Source organism: Aquiluna borgnonia (assembly GCF_013283855.1).
Lineage (GTDB): Bacteria > Actinomycetota > Actinomycetes > Actinomycetales > Microbacteriaceae > Aquiluna > Aquiluna borgnonia.
On record NZ_CP054056.1, the window covers coordinates 442993 to 463873 of the forward strand.

Sequence of the window (20881 nt, forward strand, 5' to 3'; positions counted from 1 at the left end):
CTAAAATCTTCTAGGGGCTCAACTGCCTCGTTTAAGAAAGGCGGGAACCGGTGAAAATTCACGTTGTCATTCCCGCTTACAAAGTTGAAAATCACATTCTTGACCTGATCCCACGTATTGGTCCTGAAGTAGAGAAAATCTGGGTGATTGATGATGCTTGCCCAAATAAGTCAGGCGAGCTAGTCAAGAAGAAGGCCAAGGATTCTCGTGTCCAGGTCCTGTTCAACTCAGAGAATCAGGGAGTTGGGGGAGCTGTCACCACTGGTTACAAAGCAGCTCTTGCTGAAGGCGCCGAGGTTGTTGTCAAGCTTGACGGCGATGGACAAATGTTCCCCGAGGACATTCCAGCCCTGGTGAAGCCAATCTTGGTTGGTGAGGCTGATTACGCAAAAGGCAACCGTTTCGACAGCCTCGACGACCTCTACCAGATGCCAAGAATTCGCATTTTTGGCAACGCAGTTTTATCTTTTTGGTCCAAGCTCTCCTCCGGTTACTGGTCAGTTACTGATCCAACCAATGGCTTCACTGCAATCCACAGAGCGGTGCTCGAAAAAATTGAGCTGGAAAAACTTTCCAAGCGTTTTTTCTTTGAATCAGACATGTTGTTCCGCCTCAACATCTCAGGAGCTGTGGTGGAGGACGTTGCTCTCCCAGCGCGTTACGGCAATGAGAAAAGCAATCTAAAAATCGGCAAGGTGTTGCTCGAGTTTCCTGTCAAGCACATCAAAAACCAACTCAAGCGGGTCTTCTACCGCTACTACCTCCGCGAGTGGTCAATAGCCAGCTTTGAGCTGCCTCTCGGTATTTTCCTGTCAGGGTTTGGAGCTTGGTTTGGACTCTCAAGCTTTTTGGCTGCAGCTGCAGCTGGCCGGGTAACAACTGCGGGCCAGGCCACGATTGCATCCCTTGCAATCATCTTGGGAGTCCAGCTGCTGCTCTCTTTTCTCTCATATGACATTCAGTCTGAACCCAAGATTCCAAAGCAAAGAAGGTACGCGTGAAGCAAATCAAGTCTCGTCTGGGGTCAAGGTGGCAGCTAAAGCTCGGAAGCTTATTTGCTGTTCTGGTAGGAACCTCAGTTTGGGTTTTCAACCAAGTCAAAGACATCAACCCTGCAATTTTGCAGGATGAGTGGATCTACCTAGTTACCGCAAGGCTCACCTCACCTTGGGATCAAAATCCACCATTTGACTTTGGCAACTATCTCTTCAATTTTGTTTACAGCTCTACCAACCTTTGTGGAGAAGCCTTTTACACTTGTGCCAAGGTTCTAAACCTTGCTTTCATTCAGGGCTTCGCCCTGACGCTTTTTGTTATTGCCCTGCGATTCATTCCTTTCTGGGGAGCCCTCGCTTTTTATGGCACCGTAGCGCTCAGCCCAACCGTGGTTTACAGCTCAATGTTTTTGCCGGAGTCAATGTTCTTCTTCTTCATCGGACTCACGCTGCTTGCCATTCTGAGGACTGCAGATCACCCGTCTTGGCAAAACTGGGCTTGGGTTGGTGTCCCATTAGGACTTACCGCCCTAGTCAAGCCACACGCCCTCATGGCAGCCATGGCCATCGGTATTTACCTTCTGATTTCAACCATTGAGGAAAAGCCTTACCTCAAGAATGCCGCGCTCAATGCTGGGGCACTTCTGGGCTCATTCTTGCTGGTGAGGGTTGGTCTTGGTTTTGCTCTCGCTGGACCAAAGGCCCTCAACGTCTTTGGTGCCTATGGCGCCACTGGTGCAGTTGGTGAGTTTGTTGGGGGAGTGGCTTCGGGGACCGCAACCTCTGAGGCTTCGAGTTTGGTAGGTGCTGGACCCGTTGCTGGAGCGGTGGGACTGTTCCCCACTCAGATTTGGACTCATTCACTTGTTGTGTCGGCGCTACTGGGGGTTGCTATTGTTGCAATAGTCCTTGCCGCAATCAACTCTTTCCGGACAGAGGTCGTTAGGCCAGTTCACCGACTGGCTGTGCTGATGTTGATTTGGCTCATCTTCATGGTGATTGCCATTGTGCTTTTCACGGGCTGGATCACAGGTGGTGGAGATGATCACATCACTCGAGTTCTTGAGCGCTACTACGACTACCTGTTCCCCATGGTCACTCTGGCAGGTTTGGCGGTTCTGGCTGACAAGCAGATTCTCAGTGAAACGAAGAGCTGGTTGCGTTGGATTGTTATTTTCCCGGTCTTTTTGCTTATTTCAATCGCTTTCACCGGCTACTTCAGCACCCTGACCATTCAGATTGCTGATGCACCAAACCTGGCAGGCCTGGTCGTTGACAAGCTGACAATTGATTCGATTGCTAACTTGAGCTTCCTGACGCTCTTGGTTTTAGCCTTCTTCCCCAAGTTCACGATTTGGGCTGCAGCCGCATTAATCCCAGTGACCATGATTGGCACCGGTTACCAGATCCAGGATCAGTACCAGGGCTTCAGACTTGAAGACTCAGCAGCTGACAAGGCTGGCCACCTGGCAGCGGAAGAACTCACTCGCGAGCAAAAGGATCAAACCTTGATCCTTGCTGAATCAAGGTTTGATGGCCGCGTGGCATCGTTCTGGATGGAACACAACACCGACCTTGAGATCCTCAACACCGGCTCGGTTTATCCGGTTGACATGGTTGCGGCTGACATTGAATACGTTCTGGCAATCGGCAACCTGACCATGGAAAAGGGTGAGGTCATCTCAAGCGGTGAAGGTTTCACTCTCTATAAGATTCAGCGCTAGGCAGTGCGGAACAACCAAACCCCGTTTGGTTGTTTAGAATCTAAGAAGTTTTAGGAGCTTTCAATGACTTACGTAATCGCCCTTCCCTGTGTTGATGTCAAAGACAAGGCATGTATTGACGAGTGCCCGGTTGACTGCATTTATGAGGGTGACCGCATGCTTTACATCCACCCGGATGAGTGTGTGGACTGCGGAGCCTGCGAACCTGTTTGCCCAGTAGAAGCTATTTACTACGAAGACGACCTCCCAGGTGAGTGGAGTGAGTACTACAAGGCCAACGTTGACTTCTTTGCCGAGATTGGTTCTCCGGGAGGGGCCGCCAAGGTTGGTCCAATTCCCGGCGACCACGCTCTAGTTGCAGCACTTCCCCCTCAGGGCGAATAGTGTTCGACCGACTGCCGGAGTATCCCTGGCAGAAACTAAAGCCATTTCGTGAGAAGGCTTCACTTTTTCCAGATGGAGTCATTGATCTATCAATCGGCAACCCGATTGATCCGACCCCTGAGGTAATCCAAAAAGCTTTAGATTCCGCATCCAATTCTCCGGGTTACCCAACTACCTGGGGTGATGTTCAGGCTAGGCAGGCAGTCTGTGACTGGTATTCCAGGCGCAGAAGAACTCCAGGGCTTGTTCCCGACCAGGTGCTACTAACCATCGGTTCAAAAGAATTCATTTCTTGGTTGCCAATCATGCTTGGAGTTGGACCAGGCGATGTTGTGGTTCAACCGCGCCTTGCCTACACCGCCTATGAGGTCGGTGCCGCTTTCGCAGGGGCAGATATTTTTGTCGGGGATGAACCCAGTGAGTGGCCTGCAAATACAAAACTGATTTGGCTCAATAGCCCCGGTAACCCAAATGGTTCAGTTCACTCGGTCGAGTTCCTCAAGCGCGCTCTAGAGCGCGCTAGGGAACTGGGCGCAGTGATTGTGAACGATGAGTGCTATGCGGAGATGGGCTGGGATGAGCCATGGGATAGCTACATTCCTTGCATGATTGACCCTGAGGTCGCCGGGGGTGACCTAACCAATGTTCTTTCTATTTACTCACTAAGCAAGCAGTCAAACCTTGCTGGTTACCGGGCGGCCTTCGCTGCCGGCGACGAAAAGCTGATTCGAGGCCTTGTGAACCTGCGCATGCACTCAGGGATGATGGTTCCCATGCCGGTTCAGAAGGCCATGATTGCGGCTCTGGGAGACGACGTTCACGTTACTGAGCAAAAGGCCATCTACCGCAAAAGGCGAGAGATTCTTTTGCCCGCATTGTTGGCATATGGTTTTGAAGTGCAAGACTCTGAGGCAGGGCTTTATCTCTGGGTTACGAACGGTAAAAACTGTTGGGAAACAATTGCTGAACTGGCGGAAATTGGCATTGTTGCGGTTCCTGGTGAGTTCTATGGAGATGCTGGGAAAAACTTTGTCCGCTTCTCAATAACTGCAACCGATGGGGAGATTGCAGAGGCTGCAAAGCGCCTTCAAAATGCTCTAGGCTAGGCGAAAAGCCAACCCTCACAAAGGAGCTAGCGTTTTGACTTCTAACGAGAAGGTATCCCTTCGATACGGAGCCATTGAGACAGAACTCTCAGTAATTGAATCAACTGAGGGTCCCGGCGGAATCGACATTTCTAAGCTCATTGCAACCACCGGACTCAGCTCCTACGATCAGGGTTTTGTAAATACCTCCTCAACCAAAAGCGCAATCACTTTTATTGACGGCGACCAGGGAATCCTTCGCCACCGCGGCTACCCCATTGAGGAGCTTGCAGCACAGAAAACCTACCTAGATGTGGTTTACCTGCTGGTTTACGGCGAGCTCCCGAACTCCTCGGAACTTGAGGCTTTTGACGCAAAACTCCGTCAGCACTCAATGGTTCACCCAAACATGGTGAAGTTCTTTGAGACCTTTGAGCCTTCTGCCCATCCCATGGCAATTCTTTCCTCCGCAGTCTCGGTGCTGTCCACGTTCTACAACGACTCAACGGACCCCAGAGACCCAGAGCAGATTGAGCTCTCAACGATCAGGCTCTTGGCCAAGCTGCCGGTTCTAACTGCCTACACCTACAAGTCTCTGGTTGGCGAGTCCCTGGTGAACCCCGACAGCAATCTCTCGCTGGTGGAAAACTTCCTGAGCATGACCTTTGGCCACCTGGGTCAGGACTATGCCGCTAACCCAGTCTTGACTAAGGCCTTGGACACACTCCTGCTACTACACGCAGACCACGAGCAGAACTGCTCGACGTCAACCGTCAGGTTGGTTGGCTCTTCTCAGGCAAACCTCTTTGCTTCAATTTCCTCGGGCATCAACGCACTTTCTGGCCCGCTTCACGGCGGTGCCAACGAGGCAGTTTTGGACATGCTCAACTTCATTCACGAGTCCGGTGACTCGGTTCAGAAATACGTTGAGCGGGTCAAAAACAAGGAAGACGGCATTCGCCTAATGGGCTTTGGCCACCGCGTCTACAAGTCTTTTGACCCAAGGGCCAAGATCGTCAAGGCTCATGCTGATGAGGTTCTGAGGGAACTTGGAGTCTCAGATCCGCTGCTTGACATTGCTAAGGAGCTTGAGGCTGCAGCTTTGGCTGATTCTTACTTTGTAGAGCGCAAGCTGTATCCGAACGTTGATTTCTACACCGGAGTGATCTACAAGGCGATGGGTTTCCCAGCCAGGATGTTTACCCCGCTATTCGCAGTCGGCAGACTTCCAGGTTGGATTGCTCACTGGCGTGAGCAGAATGCTGACTCAACCACCAGAATCGGTAGACCTCAGCAGGTTTACACTGGCCCAGCTAAGCGCTCAATCTAGTTTTTGTTTAGGAAGTAAACGGCGGTATCGCCGTAGGTTTTCTTCTCAGAGATTTCAAAGCCATCAAAGACTTTTACAGCTTCCCTTGCCGACCGCTCGAGGATTACTAGGGCGCCTTCGTTGAGATGTGGAGATAGGTTCCTCAGTGTTTCTGCGATCTGGTTAAACTCGTATGGCGGATCAATAAAAACCAGGTCAAATGCCTGGGTGTTGGAACTTAGAAATTTACCTGCCTCTGCGTTGATTGCAGAGAGTTGAGCATCGAGCTTTTGAGCAGCTAAAGATTTTTTGACCAGCTCTAGGTTTTGAGTGAGCAGATTGAAGGCTGTTCGGTCTTTCTCGACCAATACTGCTTTCTTTGCTCCTCTTGAGATGGCTTCAATTCCAAGAGCTCCGGTTCCGGCGAATAGATCTAGAACCACAGCGTCTTCAATTGCCCCCAAGGAATCAAGCTTTCCGAAAAGGCTCTCTTTGACCCGGTCGGATGTAGGTCGGGTGGCCTTGGCTGCAGCCTTTAGCTGCAGGGAGCCAAGGGCTCCGGCGATGATTCTGGTCACCCGAGTGAGCCTAGTGAAAAAAGACTGAGTTGCTTGTCATGATTGGGGGATGCTAAACGACTCCAGAAAGCTCGGTGCGCTCCTAGGGGAGCGCACCGCGAAAGCCTTTCTGAAGCACTTTGGCATTGAAACTGTTGAAGAACTGCTAGCTCACTTCCCCAGGCGCTATTCAAAGCGGGGTGAGCTAACGCAAATCTCCTCACTTCCAATTGGCGAAATGGTGACTGTGGTGGGGGAGGTGCTTAGCACCTCCAACCGAAGACTCAAGGGCAGAAGCGGGTCGCTTCTTGAGGTGGTTATAACTGATGGCACCAAACAGCTAACGTTGGCTTTTTTCAATCAAGCCTGGAGGCAGAAGGATCTACATCAGGGAGCCAGGGGTTTGTTTAGTGGTCGCATTGGAATCTTTTCTAACAAGCTGCAGCTTGCCCACCCTGACTACGAGCTATTTGAGACCGAGCTAACCGGTGAAGAAGCTAAAGCCTGGGCAGATCTCCCAATTCCCATCTACCCGGCAGCCGGTTCGCTATCGACCTGGAAGATCCAAAAAGCAATCGACATCGTCCTGACCGCAACCCCGTCGGTCGATGGCATCCTGCCCGAGAGTTTGCTTGCTAGCGAGGGATTGATAAGTCTTGATGAGGCAATTCGCCTGGTGCACCAGCCAAAGCAGGATGTTCATTGGCAGCAGGCTAGAGACTCCCTTCGTTTCCACGAAGCCATGTTCCTGCAGCTTCAGCTGGCAAAGCTTCGCCAGGCAAGAACCAACCAGGTTGCAACATCTCGAAGTTCCGGTGAGCTTTTGGGCATTTTCGACAAGAGCTTGCCCTTCTCCCTGACCTCCGGTCAGGAAGAAGTAGGAGAGCATATTGCCAAGGACCTAGCATCGGGTTCCCCGATGCACCGGCTTTTGCAGGGTGAGGTGGGTTCTGGAAAGACTCTGGTTGCCCTGCGAGCGATTTTGTCGGTTGCGGAATCCGGTGGTCAGTCGGCGCTTTTGGCGCCAACTGAAGTGCTGGCTAGCCAGCACTATGAATCGATTCGCAGAGCTCTAGGACCTGAGCTTTCGGAGCGTCTTGGGGTGAGGCTATTGACTGGCCAGCTTGCCACAGCCGACCGTAAGCGGGCACTGCTGGACATGGCAAGCGGCAAGTGCCTGCTGGCGATAGGAACTCACGCGCTGATCTCGGAGAAGGTTCAGTTTTATGACCTTGCTTTTGTGATTGTGGATGAGCAGCATCGCTTCGGGGTTGGGCAGCGGGAGCTGCTTCGCCTGAAGGGTAAAACCTCACCTCATGTTCTAACAATGACCGCAACCCCAATCCCAAGAACCATGGCTATCACCGTGTTTGGTGACCTTGAGATTTCCACCCTGACTGAGCTGCCCGCCGGCAGGCAACCGATCTCCAGCCACGTTGTGGAGGTTTCTAAGCCGGCTTTAGTGTCTCGGGTGTGGCAGAGGGTGGCTGAGGAGGTTGCTGCTGGCAGACAAGCGTTTGTGGTTTGTCCAAGGATTGAGGGCGACACCCAGGAAGAACAAGAGTTCGAGGGCGAGGAGCTAGAACTCGAACAGTCGGTAGCCCCAGCAGCTGCAGTTGACGTTGCTGAGGCACTGAAGTTGAATCCAGCGCTGGCTGGGCTCTCCATTGGGCTTTTACATGGTCGCCAGGCAAACGAGGAAAAAGCTTCGGTAATGGCGGCATTTGCGGCTGGTGAGATTCAAGTTTTGGTTAGCACCACGGTCATTGAGGTTGGTGTCAATGTGCCCAACGCCACCGCCATGGTGATTTTGGATGCCGATCGATTCGGCATCTCTCAGCTGCACCAGCTCCGAGGCCGGGTTGGTAGAGGTTCACATTCTGGTGTCTGCCTCATGGTCACTGCCAGCGAACCGGGTTCGCTGGCAATGCAGCGCCTTGAGGCGGTTGCCAGCACTACAGATGGCTTCAAACTCAGCGAGCTAGACCTTGAACTTCGTGGAGAGGGAGATGTTCTGGGTGATGTGCAATCGGGAGGCAGATCGCAGCTGAAGCTACTGCGAGTGATTCGCGATGCGGATTTGATTGCCAGGGCGAAAGTCTTTGCAGAGGATTTGATTGCTTCAGGTTTGCCCGCGCCGCTGCAGCTGGCTTTAGAGAAAGCAGATGCGCAGGCGCTCAAGCGAAGCTAACCTTGTGCGAGTGAAAACAGTTGCCATCTACCCGGGATCATTTGATCCAGTGACCTTGGGTCACCTGTCGGTTCTCAAAAGAGCCGCTGGGTTGTTTTCAGAGGTGGTTGTTGTCGTAGTTCACAACCCAAGCAAAGATCCACTTTTTTCGATTGCTGAGCGAGTTGCACTATTTGAAGCCGCAGCCAAAGATTTGGGTGCCAATATTCGTTTTTCTGGTCTCGCTGAGGGTCTATTGGTTGACCATGCTAAAAGCCTCGGTGCAACGGCGATCATCAAGGGCTTCAGGACAACAGCTGACATTGAGTATGAGTTGCCGATGGCCCAGGTGAATAGAGATTTGTCTGCGATTGAGACGGTGTTTGTTCCTGCTGAGCCGGGCTACGGTTATGTCTCCTCGTCGCTGGTGAAAGAAGTGGTTCGTTTGGGCGGAGATGCCTCCGGTTACGTGAGCGAGTCGGTTTTGACTGCACTTAGGGAGAGATTGAGCCAATGAGTTTTCTAGTTTCAGTGCATGAGCTGATGAAGCGCCCCGGTCACATGAAGGAGCTTGAGCTTGAGTTCGAGCTTGCAGAGGCAATTGGAACTGAAGTTGTGGCGATCCCAGCCGGTGAAGAGGTTGAAATCTCAGTGCGGCTGGAATCGGTTCACGAGGGCATTTTGGCAACCGGAGAGATCTTTAGCGTTGCTCACAGCTCCTGCTCGCGCTGCCTGGACGAGATGAAACTGAAGATTGAGGTGGATTTTCAGGAGCTTTTCGCCTATTCTGTCTCTTCGGATGACGAGCTGGTCGTTAGTGGCGAGCACATTGACTTAGAACAGGTCGTCATTGATTCGGTGGTTCTGAATCTCCCCTTCCAGCCCGTATGCAGCGAAGATTGCCTTGGCTTGTGTGCGGAATGTGGCTTGAAGTTGAATGAAGACCCTGGTCACCAGCACGAAACCGCGGTAGATCCGAGGTTCTCTGCACTCAAAGATTTACTAAGTAGGGAAGAGTAGCCATGCCAGTACCAAAGCGCCGCAAGTCACGTGCCAACACTCACGCACGTCGTTCGCAGTGGAAGGCCGAGCCAGTAACCCTGGTCAAGACCATTGAGAACGGTAAGACCGTTTACAGCCTGCCTCACCGTGCAAAGGTTGTCACCGACTCCGTGGGCACCGAGCTCTACATGGAGTACAAGGGCCGCAAGGTAGCAGACGCCTAAAGATGTCGCTTAGCGAGCTGCAATCGCGGCTCGGGACCAGCATCAACCCCGAGCTCCTAGAGCTTGCACTGACCCATTCCTCCTATGCCTATGAAAAAGGCGGAGAAGACAACGAACGGCTCGAGTTTCTCGGGGATTCCATCCTCGGTTACTTGGTAGCCGTTCGCGTCTTTAACGAGCATTCCGACCTTGCCGAGGGCGAGCTCACAAAGCTCAAAAACGGAGTGGTATCGGCAGCTGCATTGGCAACTGCCGCCAACCGAATTGAGCTTGGTCAGCACCTGCGCCTCGGCAAGGGCGAAGAGCAAACTAATGGCCGCAGCAAAGTAAATCTTCTAGCCGACGCCTTTGAGGCGCTACTGGGTGCCGCCTACCTAAGCGGCGGTATTGAAGCCGCTCTGGCAATTGTTCAAAAACACATCTATCCGCTACTTGATGACCCGGATGCGGTCCGAGAAGCCTCTGATCCCAAGACCTCGCTGATTGAAAAGCTTCAGAAGCTAAAGCGGGAAGCTCCAAGGTATGAGGTTGAGGGCGTGGGTCCAGAGCATGAGCGCATCTACACCGCAACCTGTTTCTCTGGCTCCCAGGAGCTTTCTAAGGGCTCTGGAACCACAAAGCGCAGTGCTGAGACTCAGGCGGCAATAAACGCCCTCAGAGCGCTGTTGGAGTCATAGTGCCAGAGCTTCCAGAAGTCGAGACCGTTCGCAGCGGTCTCGCCCAGCACCTGGTGGGTGCAGTGGTCACCTCCATCGAGGTATTTGACGCCAGGTCTCTGAAAAAAAATGTTTCGGGAGCCCAAGGTTTTCTGGATGAGCTGACCGGATCAACACTTCAAGCGGTGGTTCGACGAGGTAAATTTTTGTGGCTTCCAATATCAGGTTCCAGGGCCATGGTTGGACACCTAGGCATGAGCGGTCAGATTTTGGTTCGAACCCCGGGCTTTGAATCAGATCCGCAAACCAGAGTGGTAATTCATGTCGTTTCAGCATCTGGTGATGAGTTGGAAATTCGGTTTGTGGATCAGCGGTTATTCGGCGGGCTTGCAATTGACGATTTGGTTGAAACAACTGATGGCAAGCCCGGGGGTTATTCTCCGGAGGCCGCCAGCGGTGCAATGATTCCGGCAACCGTTTCCCACATCGCCAGAGACCTGCTGGATCCTGATTTTGATGCCGGCGATGTGGCAAGCCGGATGGTGAAGAAGAACTCTGGCATCAAGCGGGTGCTGCTTGATCAAAATCTCCTTAGCGGCATCGGCAACATCTATGCGGATGAGTCGCTATGGCTGGCAAAACTTCACTACGACAGGCTCGCGTCCTCAATCTCTAAAAAGAAGCACCTTGAGCTGATCGAAATTGCCAAAGCGGTTTTGGTGAAGGCGGTTGCCCAGGGTGGAACCTCATTTGATGAGCAATACAAAAACGTCAATGGGGAGAGTGGTTATTTCTCTCAGTCGCTAAACGCCTACGGAATGACCGGGTTGCCCTGTAATCGCTGTGGAACCCCAATAAAGCGCGAGGCTTGGGCTAATCGCGGTTCTCACTTCTGTCCGAGGTGTCAGAAGCGCTGAGTTTTGTGAGCCTTGGAAACATAGCCACCAGTAGCGCAAGCGAAATAGAGCCGTAAGCCCAAACGTAACCAAGGGTGCTAGCGGGAATTAGCGAGTCTTGAATTCCCTCTGAGCCCAGCAGGTAAACGGCCACCGAGAGGGCTAGGGCAAAGCCCCAAGATTTTGTTTTTGGGTTTCTGGTTAGGACTCCTAGCCAAAAGACCAGGACCAGGCTTAGAGCCAGGCCCAGAGGAAGGTTTAGCAGCTGGGTTTGGTGCAGCACGGTTCCCACCAGGGCCGTCAAAACTCCCAGGGCTATGCCTGAAAGGACCAAGGGGAGCTGTCTCACCGGATAAGACTATTTGGTTCTGGGGCTAGGCTTTATCTCACCATCCAAGGAGTAATAAGTTGTTCGGAAACCTATCTGACAGGCTTTCAGATACCTTCAAGTCGCTGCGCGGCAAAGGCAAGCTTTCAGCTGCAGATATCGATGAGACCCTCAGGGACATCCGCAGAGCGCTGCTCGAGGCCGACGTTGCCCTTGAGGTAGTTAAGACATTCACCGGCAAAGTCCGCGAGCGCGCTCTGGGTGATGAGGTTTCTAAGGCACTTAACCCCGCTCAGCAGGTGGTGCAGATTGTCAACGACGAGCTAAAGGCAATTCTCGGTGGTGAGGCTCGCAAGCTCGCCTTCGCGAAGAACCCGCCGACCGTGATCATGCTGGCAGGTTTGCAGGGTTCAGGTAAAACAACTTTGGCTGGAAAGTTAGCCAAGTGGCTCAAAGAGCAAAACCACACGCCTTTGTTGGTTGCCGCTGACCTACAGCGCCCCAATGCCGTTACTCAGCTGCAGGTGCTGGGTGAAAAGGTTGGGGTCCCGGTGTTTGCGCCGGAGGCGGGCAATGGCACCGGTGACCCGGTAAAGGTTTCGAGGGACGCTATCGATTTCGCGAAGAAGTCGCAGTACTCAGTGGTGATTGTTGATACCGCTGGCCGCCTGGGTGTTGACCAGGAGATGATGCAGCAGGCCAGCGATATCCGCGATGCGGTGTCACCTGATGAAATCTTGTTTGTGGTGGACTCCATGCTCGGCCAAGATGCGGTGAACGTTGCCAAGGCCTTCCACGATGGCGTTGGGGTTTCGGGAGTGGTGCTCACCAAGCTAGATGGTGATTCCAGGGGTGGTGCTGCGCTCTCGGTTGCCACGGTTACCGGTGCTCCAATTCTGTTTAGCTCCACCGGTGAGGGGCTTGATGCCTTTGAGCCTTTCTACCCGGACCGCATGGCCTCTCGCATCCTGGACATGGGAGACATCCTCAGCCTTATCGAGCAGGCGCAAAAGAACTTTGATGAGGAGGAGTCCAAGCGCCTAGCTGAAAAGCTAGCCACCGAGCAGTTCACGCTGCAGGACTTCCTGGAGCAAATGCAGCAGCTCAAGAGGATGGGCAGCATGAAGAATCTGCTCGGCATGCTGCCGGGTATCGCGCAGGCCAAAAGGCAGCTTGAAGAGTTTGACGAGCGGGAGATCACCCGCACCGAGGCCATCATCTACTCGATGACTCCGCTAGAGCGAAACCAGCCCAAGGTCCTAAATGGCTCTCGCCGCATGAGAATTGCCAAAGGCTCTGGAACCTCGGTCACCGAGGTGAACCAGCTGATTCAGCGATTTGAGCAGGCCTCCAAGGTCATGAAGACCATGGCCAGAGGGGGAGTGCCAAATATCCCAGGGACCAATCCTGTGCTGTCCGGTGGCACCGTGGGCGGTGGGTTCATGGGCGGCAAGAAAAAGATCGACAAAAAGAAAAAGGGATCCAAGAGTGGAAACCCAGCCAAGCGCGCTGCCGAGAATGCCGGCTTGAGCTTTGGTTCCGAGAAATCTTCCGGATCTGGCAGCGCATTTGGGCTCCATTAGGTAGACTCGGGCCAGTTCAAAAGGAGGGGAAATTTTGAATTTTGTCAGGTGGGCGCTTTCCACCACTAAAAAGCTGTTTCCGTTGGTTTTTTTGGCCCGACTCATGTCTAGGGCTGCAAGAAAAGTTAGTTTTTTGGTTCATTGGTTTCAGTTCAATGTCGAATGGGGAACCGACAATCCGGAGTTTTTTGACCACCAGCTTGACCTCCACTATCAATGGACGAGGACCGGAAATTCGCTGCCTATGGAGCGTGGCGTTCATTCGTCCATGGCGTTGGTGGGTGGAGGCAACACTCTAGACCTCGCCTGTGGGGATGGATTTTTCACTAATTACTTTTACGCCTTGCGCTCAAAATCCGTCGTAGGGGTCGACTTTGACCCAGTGGCAATTCGTCAGGCGAAAAAGAATGTCATTCTCTCGAATGTAAATTTCATTTTGGGGGACATCAGGAAAGACATCCCCGATGGGCCGTTTGACAACATTGTCTGGGACGCCGCGATAGAGCACTTCACTGAAACTGAAATCAAGGCCCTAGTTGCAAGAATCAAAGAGGTTATGGCCCCCGAGGGAATCCTCAGCGGTTACACGGTGACCGAAGCTGAACATGGACATAAGCATCTTCACCAACACGAATACGAGTTTCACGACAAGGAGGACCTCCTTCGGTTCTTCGAACCGCACTTCAGAAATGTCCATGTTTACGAGACCGTTTTCCCCAATCGAACAAATCTTTATTTCTACGCCACGGATGGGAAGCTACCGCTCAGATCGGACAGGCATCTGATTCTGGAGAGATAGCCCATAGAGCCCGAGTAGAGAAAATTCAACATTTCTGGCAGACTAACCGAGTTCGAAAAGTCTTGACCCTCTATCCAGACGAAATCGAAACCCCTTGAGACCTGACGAGTGTGCCCCCACGCTCACGGCAGAATCTCGCCAAAGACACCTATTCACAGGAGCATTGTGGCTGTAAAGATCCGCCTAAAGCGCATTGGCAAGACGCGCACCCCGCACTACCGCATCGTAGTTGCAGACTCTCGCACTCACCGCGACGGTCGCGTAATCGAAGAAATTGGTCGTTACGTTCCAGGAAACGACCCATCCATCATTGAGGTCAACTCTGAGCGCGCTCAGTACTGGCTGTCGGTTGGCGCTCAGCCAACCGAGCAGGCTGCAGTGCTGCTAAAGCTGACCGGAGACATGGCAAACGCCAAGGGCGAGAAGAAGAACACCGTTCTTCCTCAGAAGTCCAAGGACGCTTACGTCGTTGACACCGCCAAGAAGTCGGTTGTCGTTCCAAAGCTTGAGAAGAAGGCTGAGCCAGTTGCCGAAGAGGCACCTGCAGCCGAAGCTGTTTCCGAAGAGGCTCCAGCCGCTGAGGTCGTTGAGACCGCAGTCGAGGAGACTCCAGTAGTCGAGGCTGCAGCCGAGGAAACTCCAGCTGAGCCAGCCGCTGAGGCCGTTGCCGAGGAAGCCCCAGCTGCTGATGAGGCCGCAGAGGCTCCAGCCGCTGAGGCAGAAGAGCCAAAGGCAGAGTAAGTAAATGTTGCAAGCGTCCCTCCAGCATATTGTTCGCGCCATCGTGGATAACCCCGATGACGCAACCGTTGCTGCCCGCAACGGCGGCAAGGGAGATCTGCTGGAGGTGCGCGTGCACCCAGACGACCTAGGTCGTGTTATCGGCAAGAACGGCCGCACCGCCACTGCCTTGAGAACTGTTGTCAACGCCCTTGCGGATGGCAAGCGCGTCCGAGTTGACGTGGTGGACACAGATTTCTAACAGCACCAAGCTCCGAGTAGGCAGGCTGCTCAAAGCGCACGGCCTCAAAGGTGCTATCAAACTTGAGCTTTATACCGATTCCCCAAACGAGCGCTTCAAAACTGGCGCAGTCCTAGAACTTCAGGTTCCTGAGGAATCTCCCTGGTTTGGGAAAACCGTTACGGTTTCGGATTTGAAGTGGTTCAACAATTCCCCGGTTGTCTTCCTGGAGGGTGTAACGGATCGCACTGCGGCCGAGAGCCTAATCAAGGCCATTTTGCTGGTTGAGCATGAACTCGATCAGTCTCCACCAGAGCCAGATGCCTGGTATGACCACCAGCTGGTTGGCCTGAAGGTATTCCGCGACGGTTCAGAAATCGGATTCGTTATTCGGGTTGACCACATGCCGGCCCAGGATCTGCTGGCTATCAAATATGGCGAGCTGGAAGTGCTACTGCCATTTGTGAAGGGTTTTGTTCCAAAGGTTGACACCGAAGCTGGTTTGATTGAGATCACACCACCCGGAGGCCTTTTTGAGCAGATCGAGGAAGCTGATGCGAATTGATGCAATTTCCATCTTCCCCGATTACTTCAATGTTTTAGAGCTTTCACTGCTTGGTAAAGCTAAGCAGTCCGGCTTGATTGAGTTTCAAGCCCACGACCTGAGGTCTTGGACCACCGACAAGCACAAAACGGTGGATGATTCGCCTTATGGCGGAGGTGCCGGCATGGTGATGAAGCCTGAGCCTTGGGGCTTGGCGTTTGACGATGTGCTAACTCCGAAGAGCACGGTAATTTTTACTACTCCGGCCGGAATTCCCTTTACCCAAAAGCTTGCTCAGGAGCTTTCAACCAGGGAGCACCTGGTGTTTGCCTGCGGTAGATACGAGGGCATAGACCAGCGCGTGGTTGAGAATGCTCGGTCAGAGGTTGAGGTGCTAGAGATCTCGATTGGTGATTACGTTCTCAATGGGGGAGAGGTTGCGGCTTTGGCCATGTTAGAGGCCATCACCAGGCTCATGCCGGGTTTTATGGGCAATGCCGAGTCGATTGTTGAGGAGTCTCACTCCGATGGGCTGCTCGAGTATCCGAGCTACACCAAGCCGCAATCCTGGCGAGGTCTAGAGGTTCCCGAAGTATTGCTCTCTGGTCACCATGCCGAGATTGAGAAGTGGCGCAGGGCGCAGTCCGTTGAGCGGACCAGGCAGAATCGGCCCGATCTGATCGACTAAAGCTTGCAATGGGCTGGGGAATGTGCCAAACTTTCCCCCTGTGTCCGGCCGTCTCTGCCGCAGGGGAGCAAAGGACATAAATTTCAAACCACTACTCGTTTTGACCTGCGCGCAAAAGGAAAGAGCAAAAAATGCACATTCTCGACGTAGTCGATGCCAAAAACCTAAAGACCGACATTCCTGACTTCCGCGCTGGAGACAATGTCAAGGTTCACGTAAACATCATTGAAGGTAACCGCAGCCGTATTCAGGTTTTCCAGGGTGTTGTCATCCGCAAGTCCGGTCACGGAATCCGCGAGACCTTCACCGTTCGCAAGGTTTCCTTCCAGGTTGGCGTAGAGCGTACCTTCCCAGTGCACAGCCCAGTAATCGACAAGATTGAGCTAGTCACCAAGGGTGATGTTCGTCGCGCCAAGCTTTACTACCTGCGCGAGCTTCGCGGCAAGGCTGCCAAGATCCGCGAAAAGCGCGACAACGTCTAAGTAAACTTTTCCTATGCAGGAATCCGGGGAACTTAGACCCCGCAACGCCACGACCATCTCTTCAATTAGGCGCTTTATCAAAAACGCCAAGAAGAACTGGTTCGTGGCGTTTTTATTTGACTTTGTAATCATCGTCGGTACCGCGCTGGTTCTCTCGGTTGCGATCAAGGCCTTTTTGATTCGCTCTTTCTTCATCCCATCGGGATCCATGATGGACACCCTGCAGATTAACGACCGAATCATAGTGAACGTGATGGCTCCCGAGCTGATGCCGCTTGAGCATGGTGACGTTGTGGTCTTCAGGGATCCCGGTGGCTGGCTGGGCGCTGTCCCAACCGAAGACAAAACCAGCTGGCAGGAGTTCACTGACTTTGTGCTGGGAACCTTTGGCATCACCGCTCCTGACTCAGCTGAGCACCTGGTGAAGCGAGTAATTGGTTTGCCTGGCGACACAATCGAGTGTTGCGATGCCGAAGGCAGGCTGCTGGTCAACGGTGTTCCAATCGATGAGGTTTACGTTCGCCCCGGTTCAATCCCCTCGGAGATTGAGTTCAAGGTCACTGTTCCAGAGGGTTCCTACTGGGTGATGGGAGACAACCGGCAGAATTCAACCGACTCCCGCTACCACCAGGATCTGCCCTCCGGTGGTTTTGTGAATCAAGAATTTGTGGTTGGCAGAGCGATCTTGGTCTCTTGGCCGGTTGAGAACTGGATATTCCTGGAGAACTTCTCAGAAGTCTTCAATGACGTCCCCAAGCCTTAGCGTCGAACTCGCCCTGCTGGAGCGCTTCGAAACCGTTATCGGTGTTGACGAGGTGGGCAGGGGAGCGCTAGCTGGTCCGGTGGCGGTCGGCGCTGCAGCATTCAGCCGGCAAACAGAAACCGCTTTCCCATCAGGTCTAAAAGACAGCAAGTTGCTATCGGAAGTGAAGCGTGAGGCTATAGCCCCACTGGTTCAAAGTTGGCTCCCGCACAACGTTGGCTACAGCTCGGTTGAACTCATCGAGGCTGCCGGAATCACAAAGGCTCTGGAGAAAGCAGCGGTTGCTGCCATTACTCCGCTGATTTCCGGCAGCACGGTCGTGCTGCTGGATGGTTCTCACAACTGGTTAGCACTCAGTGGTCTTGAGGTTGAGTACGTGGTTAGGGTCAAGGCCGACCGAGACTGCGCCGTGGTGTCTGCCGCGGCCCTTGTGGCCAAGGTGCAGCGCGATCAACTGATGCGTGAGCTCCACGAACTGGAACCATATTTTGGATTTGCTGGCAATAAGGGCTATTCGTCTGAGCAGCACATCGCAGCGCTGCGGGAATATGGTCCGAGCAATCACCACCGTAAAAGTTGGCTGGCAAAAATCCTCTCGGATGAGAATGCTCTTTTTTGAGGTTTAGACTTCCAACATGGACGAGAACGAATTCGAGGACTACGACCGCGATGCCGAGCTAGCGCTCTATCGCGAATATCGAGATGTCGTAAAGATGTTCCGATTCGTCATCGAAACCGAGCGCCGCTTCTACCTGGCCAATGAGGTTGAGCTAAAGCGAGTAGACACCGCAACAGATTTTTACTTCGAACTGAACATGCAGGACGTCTGGGTCTGGGACATTTACCGCACCGACCGTTTCGTGAAGCAGGTCAGGGTGATGACCTTCAAGGATGTCAACGTCGAGGAAATCGGTAACCGAGAGCTCGAGATTCCAAAGGAATTTGCTGTCGGCGAGTAGCCGGTAGTTATCCACAGATTTTCTCAAGCTGGCATTTGTTGCCTTTTATAAATCCATGCTTTTGGCATGCAGCTAACTTTTGAACAAGAACAGGTAATCGCCTACTCCGCTCTGAGCGAGCCCGGGGATGCCCTGGCTCAACTTATCTTTCAGCTTCGCGGTCCAGCAGCCATTGAGGAATACCGCAGGGGCCTTGCCAAATCGCTCTGGATTGAGCAGATCGCAGAACTTGCCCCGGAATACCTGCAGAGCGTCCCAGCCCTACTGGAGCGCTTTTCGCTGAGGCTTCCAAAGATCCACGTTCCAACCTTGGTCGAGCGGGCGATTCGCTGGAATGCATCCCCGGTATTTCCTCCGGCCATGCCGCAAACCTGGTCTAGGTTTCAGGACCTGGGGCTGCACCGCCCCTACCTGCTCTGGATTGCCGGTAACCCGGAGATCCTGGAGCAAGATGGCAACGCAGTGGTTGGAACTAGGACACCTTCAGCCAGAGGAATTGCCAGAGCCCGTGCTCTGGTTCGTCAGCTTGGTGCGCCGGTAATCTCCGGCGGTGCCAGTGGCATTGATGCCTGCGCTCACCGAGCCGCAATTGATTTTTCCCTTCCTACCGTTGCTTTCATGGCCGGCGGTATTGATCGCGCCTACCCGCAGGAAAATTGGCCGCTGTTTCACGACATCGTCAGGGCCGGAGGCGCGCTGGTCTCGGAGTTGGTTCCATTCACCGCCCCGACTAGGTTTCGGTTTCTCGCTCGTAATCGGTTGATCGCGGCCAGTGCCACCGCCACCTTTGTGGTGGAGGCTGGCTACCGCAGTGGCTCTAAGAACACCGCGAATCACGCAAAGAATTTAGGCCGCGAGGTCTACGCAATCCCTACCGGATGGTCGGAAAAAACGGCTCAGGGGTGCAACGTCATGATCCGCGAGGGTCTTGCCCAGCCCTGGCACCTAGGCAGGCGCATTGAAGTTGAACCGACCTACCCGCAAAAAAGAGTGCTGGATGCAGTTCGGGAAGGGGCGAACTCGGCTGCCGAGATTGCCGCTGAGTCCGGGCTGTCAATAACCGAAGTCAAAGCTGAAATCAGAGCCTTAGAGCTCAATGGAATTTCTGTCTTTGGTGCGGGGAAGTCTTTGGGCGAGCGACTATCTGCCTAGCTAGCCTTCATGAGGTTGGCATCAGATGGATTTAGGCTGAGCAGGTGGAAGAGCTAACTGTTGCTGCCGAGCGATTCATGCGCTCTCTGCAGGCTCGCGGCACTTCGCCTAACACCCAAAAGGCCTACCATTCTGACCTCAGAGACTTCTTAGGGTTCCTCTCTGATCGCAAACTGTCACTTGACCTCAACGCTTGCAGAGAGTGGTTATTTGTCTTGTCTGACAATGGTGCAACTAAAAGCACCATGGCTAGAAAAGCATCTGCTCTGCGGGCTTTCACCGCATACCTGACAGAACAGGGGGCCCTGGAAACTGATCCCGGTTTGCGACTTCGCTCTCCAAAGTTGGAGCGAAATCTTCCGAAGGTGGCCAGCGAGCTGAGTGTTGGTGAGGTTTTGGAGAGGTTAGAGAATCTTGCAAGCACTGATGACCCCTCTGCGATCAGAGACTGGTTGGTGTTTGAGCTGCTTTACGCAACCGGGATGCGAGTCAGTGAGCTTGCGGGGCTGAATCTTGCCGATTTTGATTTCTCTAGAAGGCTGGTTCTGGTGACCGGCAAGGGAGACAAGCAGCGGATGCTGCCCTACGGGCAAAAGGCGCAGGATGCTTTGGAGCGCTGGCTACAGCTTGGGCGTAAGAAGTTTTGGATACCGAAAGCGGGGGACGCCCTGCTGGTTTCTTCGCGGGGTTCTCGAGTTGGGGTCAGGCAGCTCTACTCTGTGGTTGCAGAACAGCTTGCCAGCACCTCAACAGGGCAAGCCGGGCCTCACACGCTTCGGCACTCGGCGGCCACCCACCTGCTTGATCACGGGATGGATTTGAGAGCGGTGCAGGAAATTCTCGGGCACGCCTCCCTTGGAACCACGCAGATTTACACTCACGTTTCCGTGGAGCGGCTAAAGAAGTCTTTTGAGCAGGCTCACCCCAGGGCCTAGGCGCTCAGGCTACTAGGGCTGAGCGTTCCGTAAAAGTACATCGGTGACAAATAGCCGAATTTGGTGCGGGCTGAGAAATGCACACAGCTCTCGCAGTGGTATTGGTAGTCAGCCTCAGGGGCGCAGTGCCAAGCAAATTCCTGCCCTGCTCTGATTGGATCCCCAACTTCCAAGTCGGTGCAGGCTGGCTCAAAACTGAGTTTTTTGCCCTCGGATTCGATGGTTACCACCATGCGATCGACTACCAGGTCGGCAAATGCAATCCGTCCTGCTACCGGGGACTTGAGAGTCTGATTGGGTGCAATTTTGATGTCAATTCCGCGGTGTCCAGCGGCATACTGCGTTGCCGGGCCTGAGTAATGTTCTTGGATTTGGTCTGTGAAGAGGGGGATCGGTTCTGCCCAGACCGCGGGTTCATTGGAAGTTGGTTGCTGGGCAATGAATGCAAGAACTAAAAGTGTCAGAAATTTGATCATTGGCAGAGGGTTGCAGAACTTGAATTTCCGCATAACAGCGCGGAAAAAGTAGTGGATAACCAATCAGCTAGCTGTTATGCTCATAGCCGTTCCAAAGTCATTTGGAACTAATTCGCGTGTTCCACACAAACTCCGACACCTCGGTCCCAACTTGTTGCGGTCGTGTCGGTGGGAATGCCAGGGGTTCAACCATCCGGTTGGGCCAGAAA

Annotated in this window: 26 protein-coding genes; 23 read left to right on the forward strand and 3 right to left on the reverse strand. The window is 53.4% G+C overall.

Going from position 1 to position 20881, the window contains the following annotated elements; translation table 11 throughout:
* Positions 1-50 precede the first annotated feature (50 nt).
* From HRU87_RS02330 to HRU87_RS02350, 5 genes are all read left to right on the forward strand, one after another.
* Positions 51-1001, forward strand: a complete 951-nt coding sequence (locus tag HRU87_RS02330; RefSeq protein WP_173493355.1) for a glycosyltransferase family 2 protein — start codon at positions 51-53, stop codon at positions 999-1001.
* Entirely contained in the window at positions 998-2719 is a 1722-nt protein-coding gene (locus HRU87_RS02335; RefSeq protein ID WP_173493356.1) for a glycosyltransferase family 39 protein, read from the forward strand. The genes HRU87_RS02330 and HRU87_RS02335 overlap by 4 nt, the downstream gene beginning before the upstream one ends.
* Before the next feature lie 63 nt (positions 2720-2782).
* Positions 2783-3103, forward strand: coding sequence for a ferredoxin (fdxA, locus tag HRU87_RS02340; protein WP_173493357.1), 321 nt, complete (start codon positions 2783-2785; stop codon positions 3101-3103).
* Positions 3100-4209, forward strand: a complete 1110-nt coding sequence (dapC, locus tag HRU87_RS02345; RefSeq protein ID WP_173494229.1) for a succinyldiaminopimelate transaminase — start codon at positions 3100-3102, stop codon at positions 4207-4209. The genes fdxA and dapC overlap by 4 nt, the downstream gene beginning before the upstream one ends.
* 34 nt (positions 4210-4243) lie before the next feature.
* Positions 4244-5518, forward strand: a complete 1275-nt coding sequence (locus tag HRU87_RS02350) for a citrate synthase (RefSeq protein WP_173493358.1) — start codon at positions 4244-4246, stop codon at positions 5516-5518.
* Here HRU87_RS02350 and rsmD read toward each other — a convergent pair.
* On the reverse strand, positions 5515-6075 hold the full coding sequence (rsmD, locus tag HRU87_RS02355; protein ID WP_173493359.1) for a 16S rRNA (guanine(966)-N(2))-methyltransferase RsmD: 561 nt from the start codon (positions 6073-6075) through the stop codon (positions 5515-5517). The genes HRU87_RS02350 and rsmD overlap by 4 nt on opposite strands.
* 49 nt (positions 6076-6124) lie before the next feature.
* On the opposite strand from rsmD, the gene HRU87_RS02360 reads away from it, so the two are divergent.
* Genes HRU87_RS02360 through mutM form a run of 6 tightly spaced genes read left to right on the forward strand, consistent with a single transcriptional unit; the run spans position 6125 to position 11023 of the window.
* A complete protein-coding gene (locus tag HRU87_RS02360; RefSeq protein ID WP_173493360.1) occupies positions 6125-8245 on the forward strand; it encodes an ATP-dependent DNA helicase RecG in 2121 nt (706 codons plus the stop codon).
* Between the two features lie 10 nt (positions 8246-8255).
* Positions 8256-8741 carry a pantetheine-phosphate adenylyltransferase gene (gene coaD, locus HRU87_RS02365; protein WP_173493361.1) on the forward strand — a complete coding sequence of 162 codons (486 nt, stop codon included), beginning with the start codon at positions 8256-8258 and terminating at the stop codon, positions 8739-8741.
* Positions 8738-9244 (forward strand): YceD family protein, encoded by a 507-nt coding sequence (locus tag HRU87_RS02370; protein ID WP_173493362.1) that lies wholly within the window; start codon positions 8738-8740, stop codon positions 9242-9244. The genes coaD and HRU87_RS02370 overlap by 4 nt, the downstream gene beginning before the upstream one ends.
* A 2-nt stretch (positions 9245-9246) precedes the next feature.
* Positions 9247-9450, forward strand: coding sequence for a 50S ribosomal protein L32 (gene rpmF / locus HRU87_RS02375; protein WP_173493363.1), 204 nt, complete (start codon positions 9247-9249; stop codon positions 9448-9450).
* A 2-nt stretch (positions 9451-9452) separates the two neighbouring features.
* Positions 9453-10127, forward strand: a complete 675-nt coding sequence (rnc, locus tag HRU87_RS02380) for a ribonuclease III (RefSeq protein WP_173493364.1) — start codon at positions 9453-9455, stop codon at positions 10125-10127.
* Positions 10127-11023, forward strand: a complete 897-nt coding sequence (gene mutM, locus HRU87_RS02385) for a bifunctional DNA-formamidopyrimidine glycosylase/DNA-(apurinic or apyrimidinic site) lyase (protein ID WP_173493365.1) — start codon at positions 10127-10129, stop codon at positions 11021-11023. Before rnc ends, mutM begins: the two co-directional genes overlap by 1 nt.
* On the opposite strand, the gene HRU87_RS02390 is transcribed toward mutM, so the two are convergent.
* The gene (locus HRU87_RS02390; protein WP_173493366.1) at positions 10980-11351 is read right to left on the reverse strand and encodes a hypothetical protein; all 372 of its coding nucleotides are present in this window, start codon (positions 11349-11351) and stop codon (positions 10980-10982) included. The two genes, mutM and HRU87_RS02390, sit on opposite strands and share 44 nt — an antisense overlap.
* A 59-nt stretch (positions 11352-11410) precedes the next feature.
* Here HRU87_RS02390 and ffh point away from each other — a divergent pair, with 59 nt between their 5' ends.
* The 12 genes from ffh (at position 11411) to HRU87_RS02450 (ending at position 20196) form a co-directional block, all read left to right on the forward strand.
* Positions 11411-12913 (forward strand): signal recognition particle protein, encoded by a 1503-nt coding sequence (ffh, locus tag HRU87_RS02395; protein ID WP_173493367.1) that lies wholly within the window; start codon positions 11411-11413, stop codon positions 12911-12913.
* Between the two features lie 103 nt (positions 12914-13016).
* Positions 13017-13712 (forward strand): class I SAM-dependent methyltransferase, encoded by a 696-nt coding sequence (locus tag HRU87_RS02400; protein ID WP_213086402.1) that lies wholly within the window; start codon positions 13017-13019, stop codon positions 13710-13712.
* Between the two features lie 165 nt (positions 13713-13877).
* Positions 13878-14453 (forward strand): 30S ribosomal protein S16, encoded by a 576-nt coding sequence (gene rpsP, locus HRU87_RS02405; RefSeq protein WP_173493369.1) that lies wholly within the window; start codon positions 13878-13880, stop codon positions 14451-14453.
* Positions 14454-14457: 4 nt separating this feature from the next.
* Entirely contained in the window at positions 14458-14694 is a 237-nt protein-coding gene (locus tag HRU87_RS02410) for an RNA-binding protein (protein WP_173493370.1), read from the forward strand.
* Positions 14669-15238 (forward strand): ribosome maturation factor RimM, encoded by a 570-nt coding sequence (gene rimM / locus HRU87_RS02415; protein ID WP_425483683.1) that lies wholly within the window; start codon positions 14669-14671, stop codon positions 15236-15238. The genes HRU87_RS02410 and rimM overlap by 26 nt, the downstream gene beginning before the upstream one ends.
* Complete coding sequence (trmD, locus tag HRU87_RS02420; protein WP_173493372.1) at positions 15228-15905, forward strand: tRNA (guanosine(37)-N1)-methyltransferase TrmD; 678 nt, start codon at positions 15228-15230, stop codon at positions 15903-15905. The genes rimM and trmD overlap by 11 nt, the downstream gene beginning before the upstream one ends.
* Positions 15906-16036: 131 nt before the next feature.
* Positions 16037-16387 (forward strand): 50S ribosomal protein L19, encoded by a 351-nt coding sequence (gene rplS, locus HRU87_RS02425; protein WP_173493373.1) that lies wholly within the window; start codon positions 16037-16039, stop codon positions 16385-16387.
* Between the two features lie 13 nt (positions 16388-16400).
* Positions 16401-17150 carry a signal peptidase I gene (gene lepB, locus HRU87_RS02430; protein WP_173493374.1) on the forward strand — a complete coding sequence of 250 codons (750 nt, stop codon included), beginning with the start codon at positions 16401-16403 and terminating at the stop codon, positions 17148-17150.
* On the forward strand, positions 17131-17769 hold the full coding sequence (locus HRU87_RS02435; RefSeq protein ID WP_173493375.1) for a ribonuclease HII: 639 nt from the start codon (positions 17131-17133) through the stop codon (positions 17767-17769). Before lepB ends, HRU87_RS02435 begins: the two co-directional genes overlap by 20 nt.
* A gap of 16 nt (positions 17770-17785) precedes the next feature.
* Positions 17786-18109: a DUF2469 family protein gene (locus HRU87_RS02440; RefSeq protein ID WP_173493376.1), complete on the forward strand. Its 324-nt coding sequence runs from the start codon at positions 17786-17788 to the stop codon at positions 18107-18109.
* Positions 18110-18175: 66 nt separating this feature from the next.
* The gene (locus HRU87_RS02445) at positions 18176-19261 is read left to right on the forward strand and encodes a DNA-processing protein DprA (protein WP_173493377.1); all 1086 of its coding nucleotides are present in this window, start codon (positions 18176-18178) and stop codon (positions 19259-19261) included.
* A gap of 44 nt (positions 19262-19305) precedes the next feature.
* Positions 19306-20196, forward strand: a complete 891-nt coding sequence (locus HRU87_RS02450; RefSeq protein ID WP_281359131.1) for a tyrosine recombinase XerC — start codon at positions 19306-19308, stop codon at positions 20194-20196.
* On the opposite strand, the gene HRU87_RS02455 is transcribed toward HRU87_RS02450, so the two are convergent.
* Positions 20193-20672: a hypothetical protein gene (locus tag HRU87_RS02455; protein WP_173493378.1), complete on the reverse strand. Its 480-nt coding sequence runs from the start codon at positions 20670-20672 to the stop codon at positions 20193-20195. The two genes, HRU87_RS02450 and HRU87_RS02455, sit on opposite strands and share 4 nt — an antisense overlap.
* Between the last annotated feature and the right edge of the window lie 209 nt (positions 20673-20881).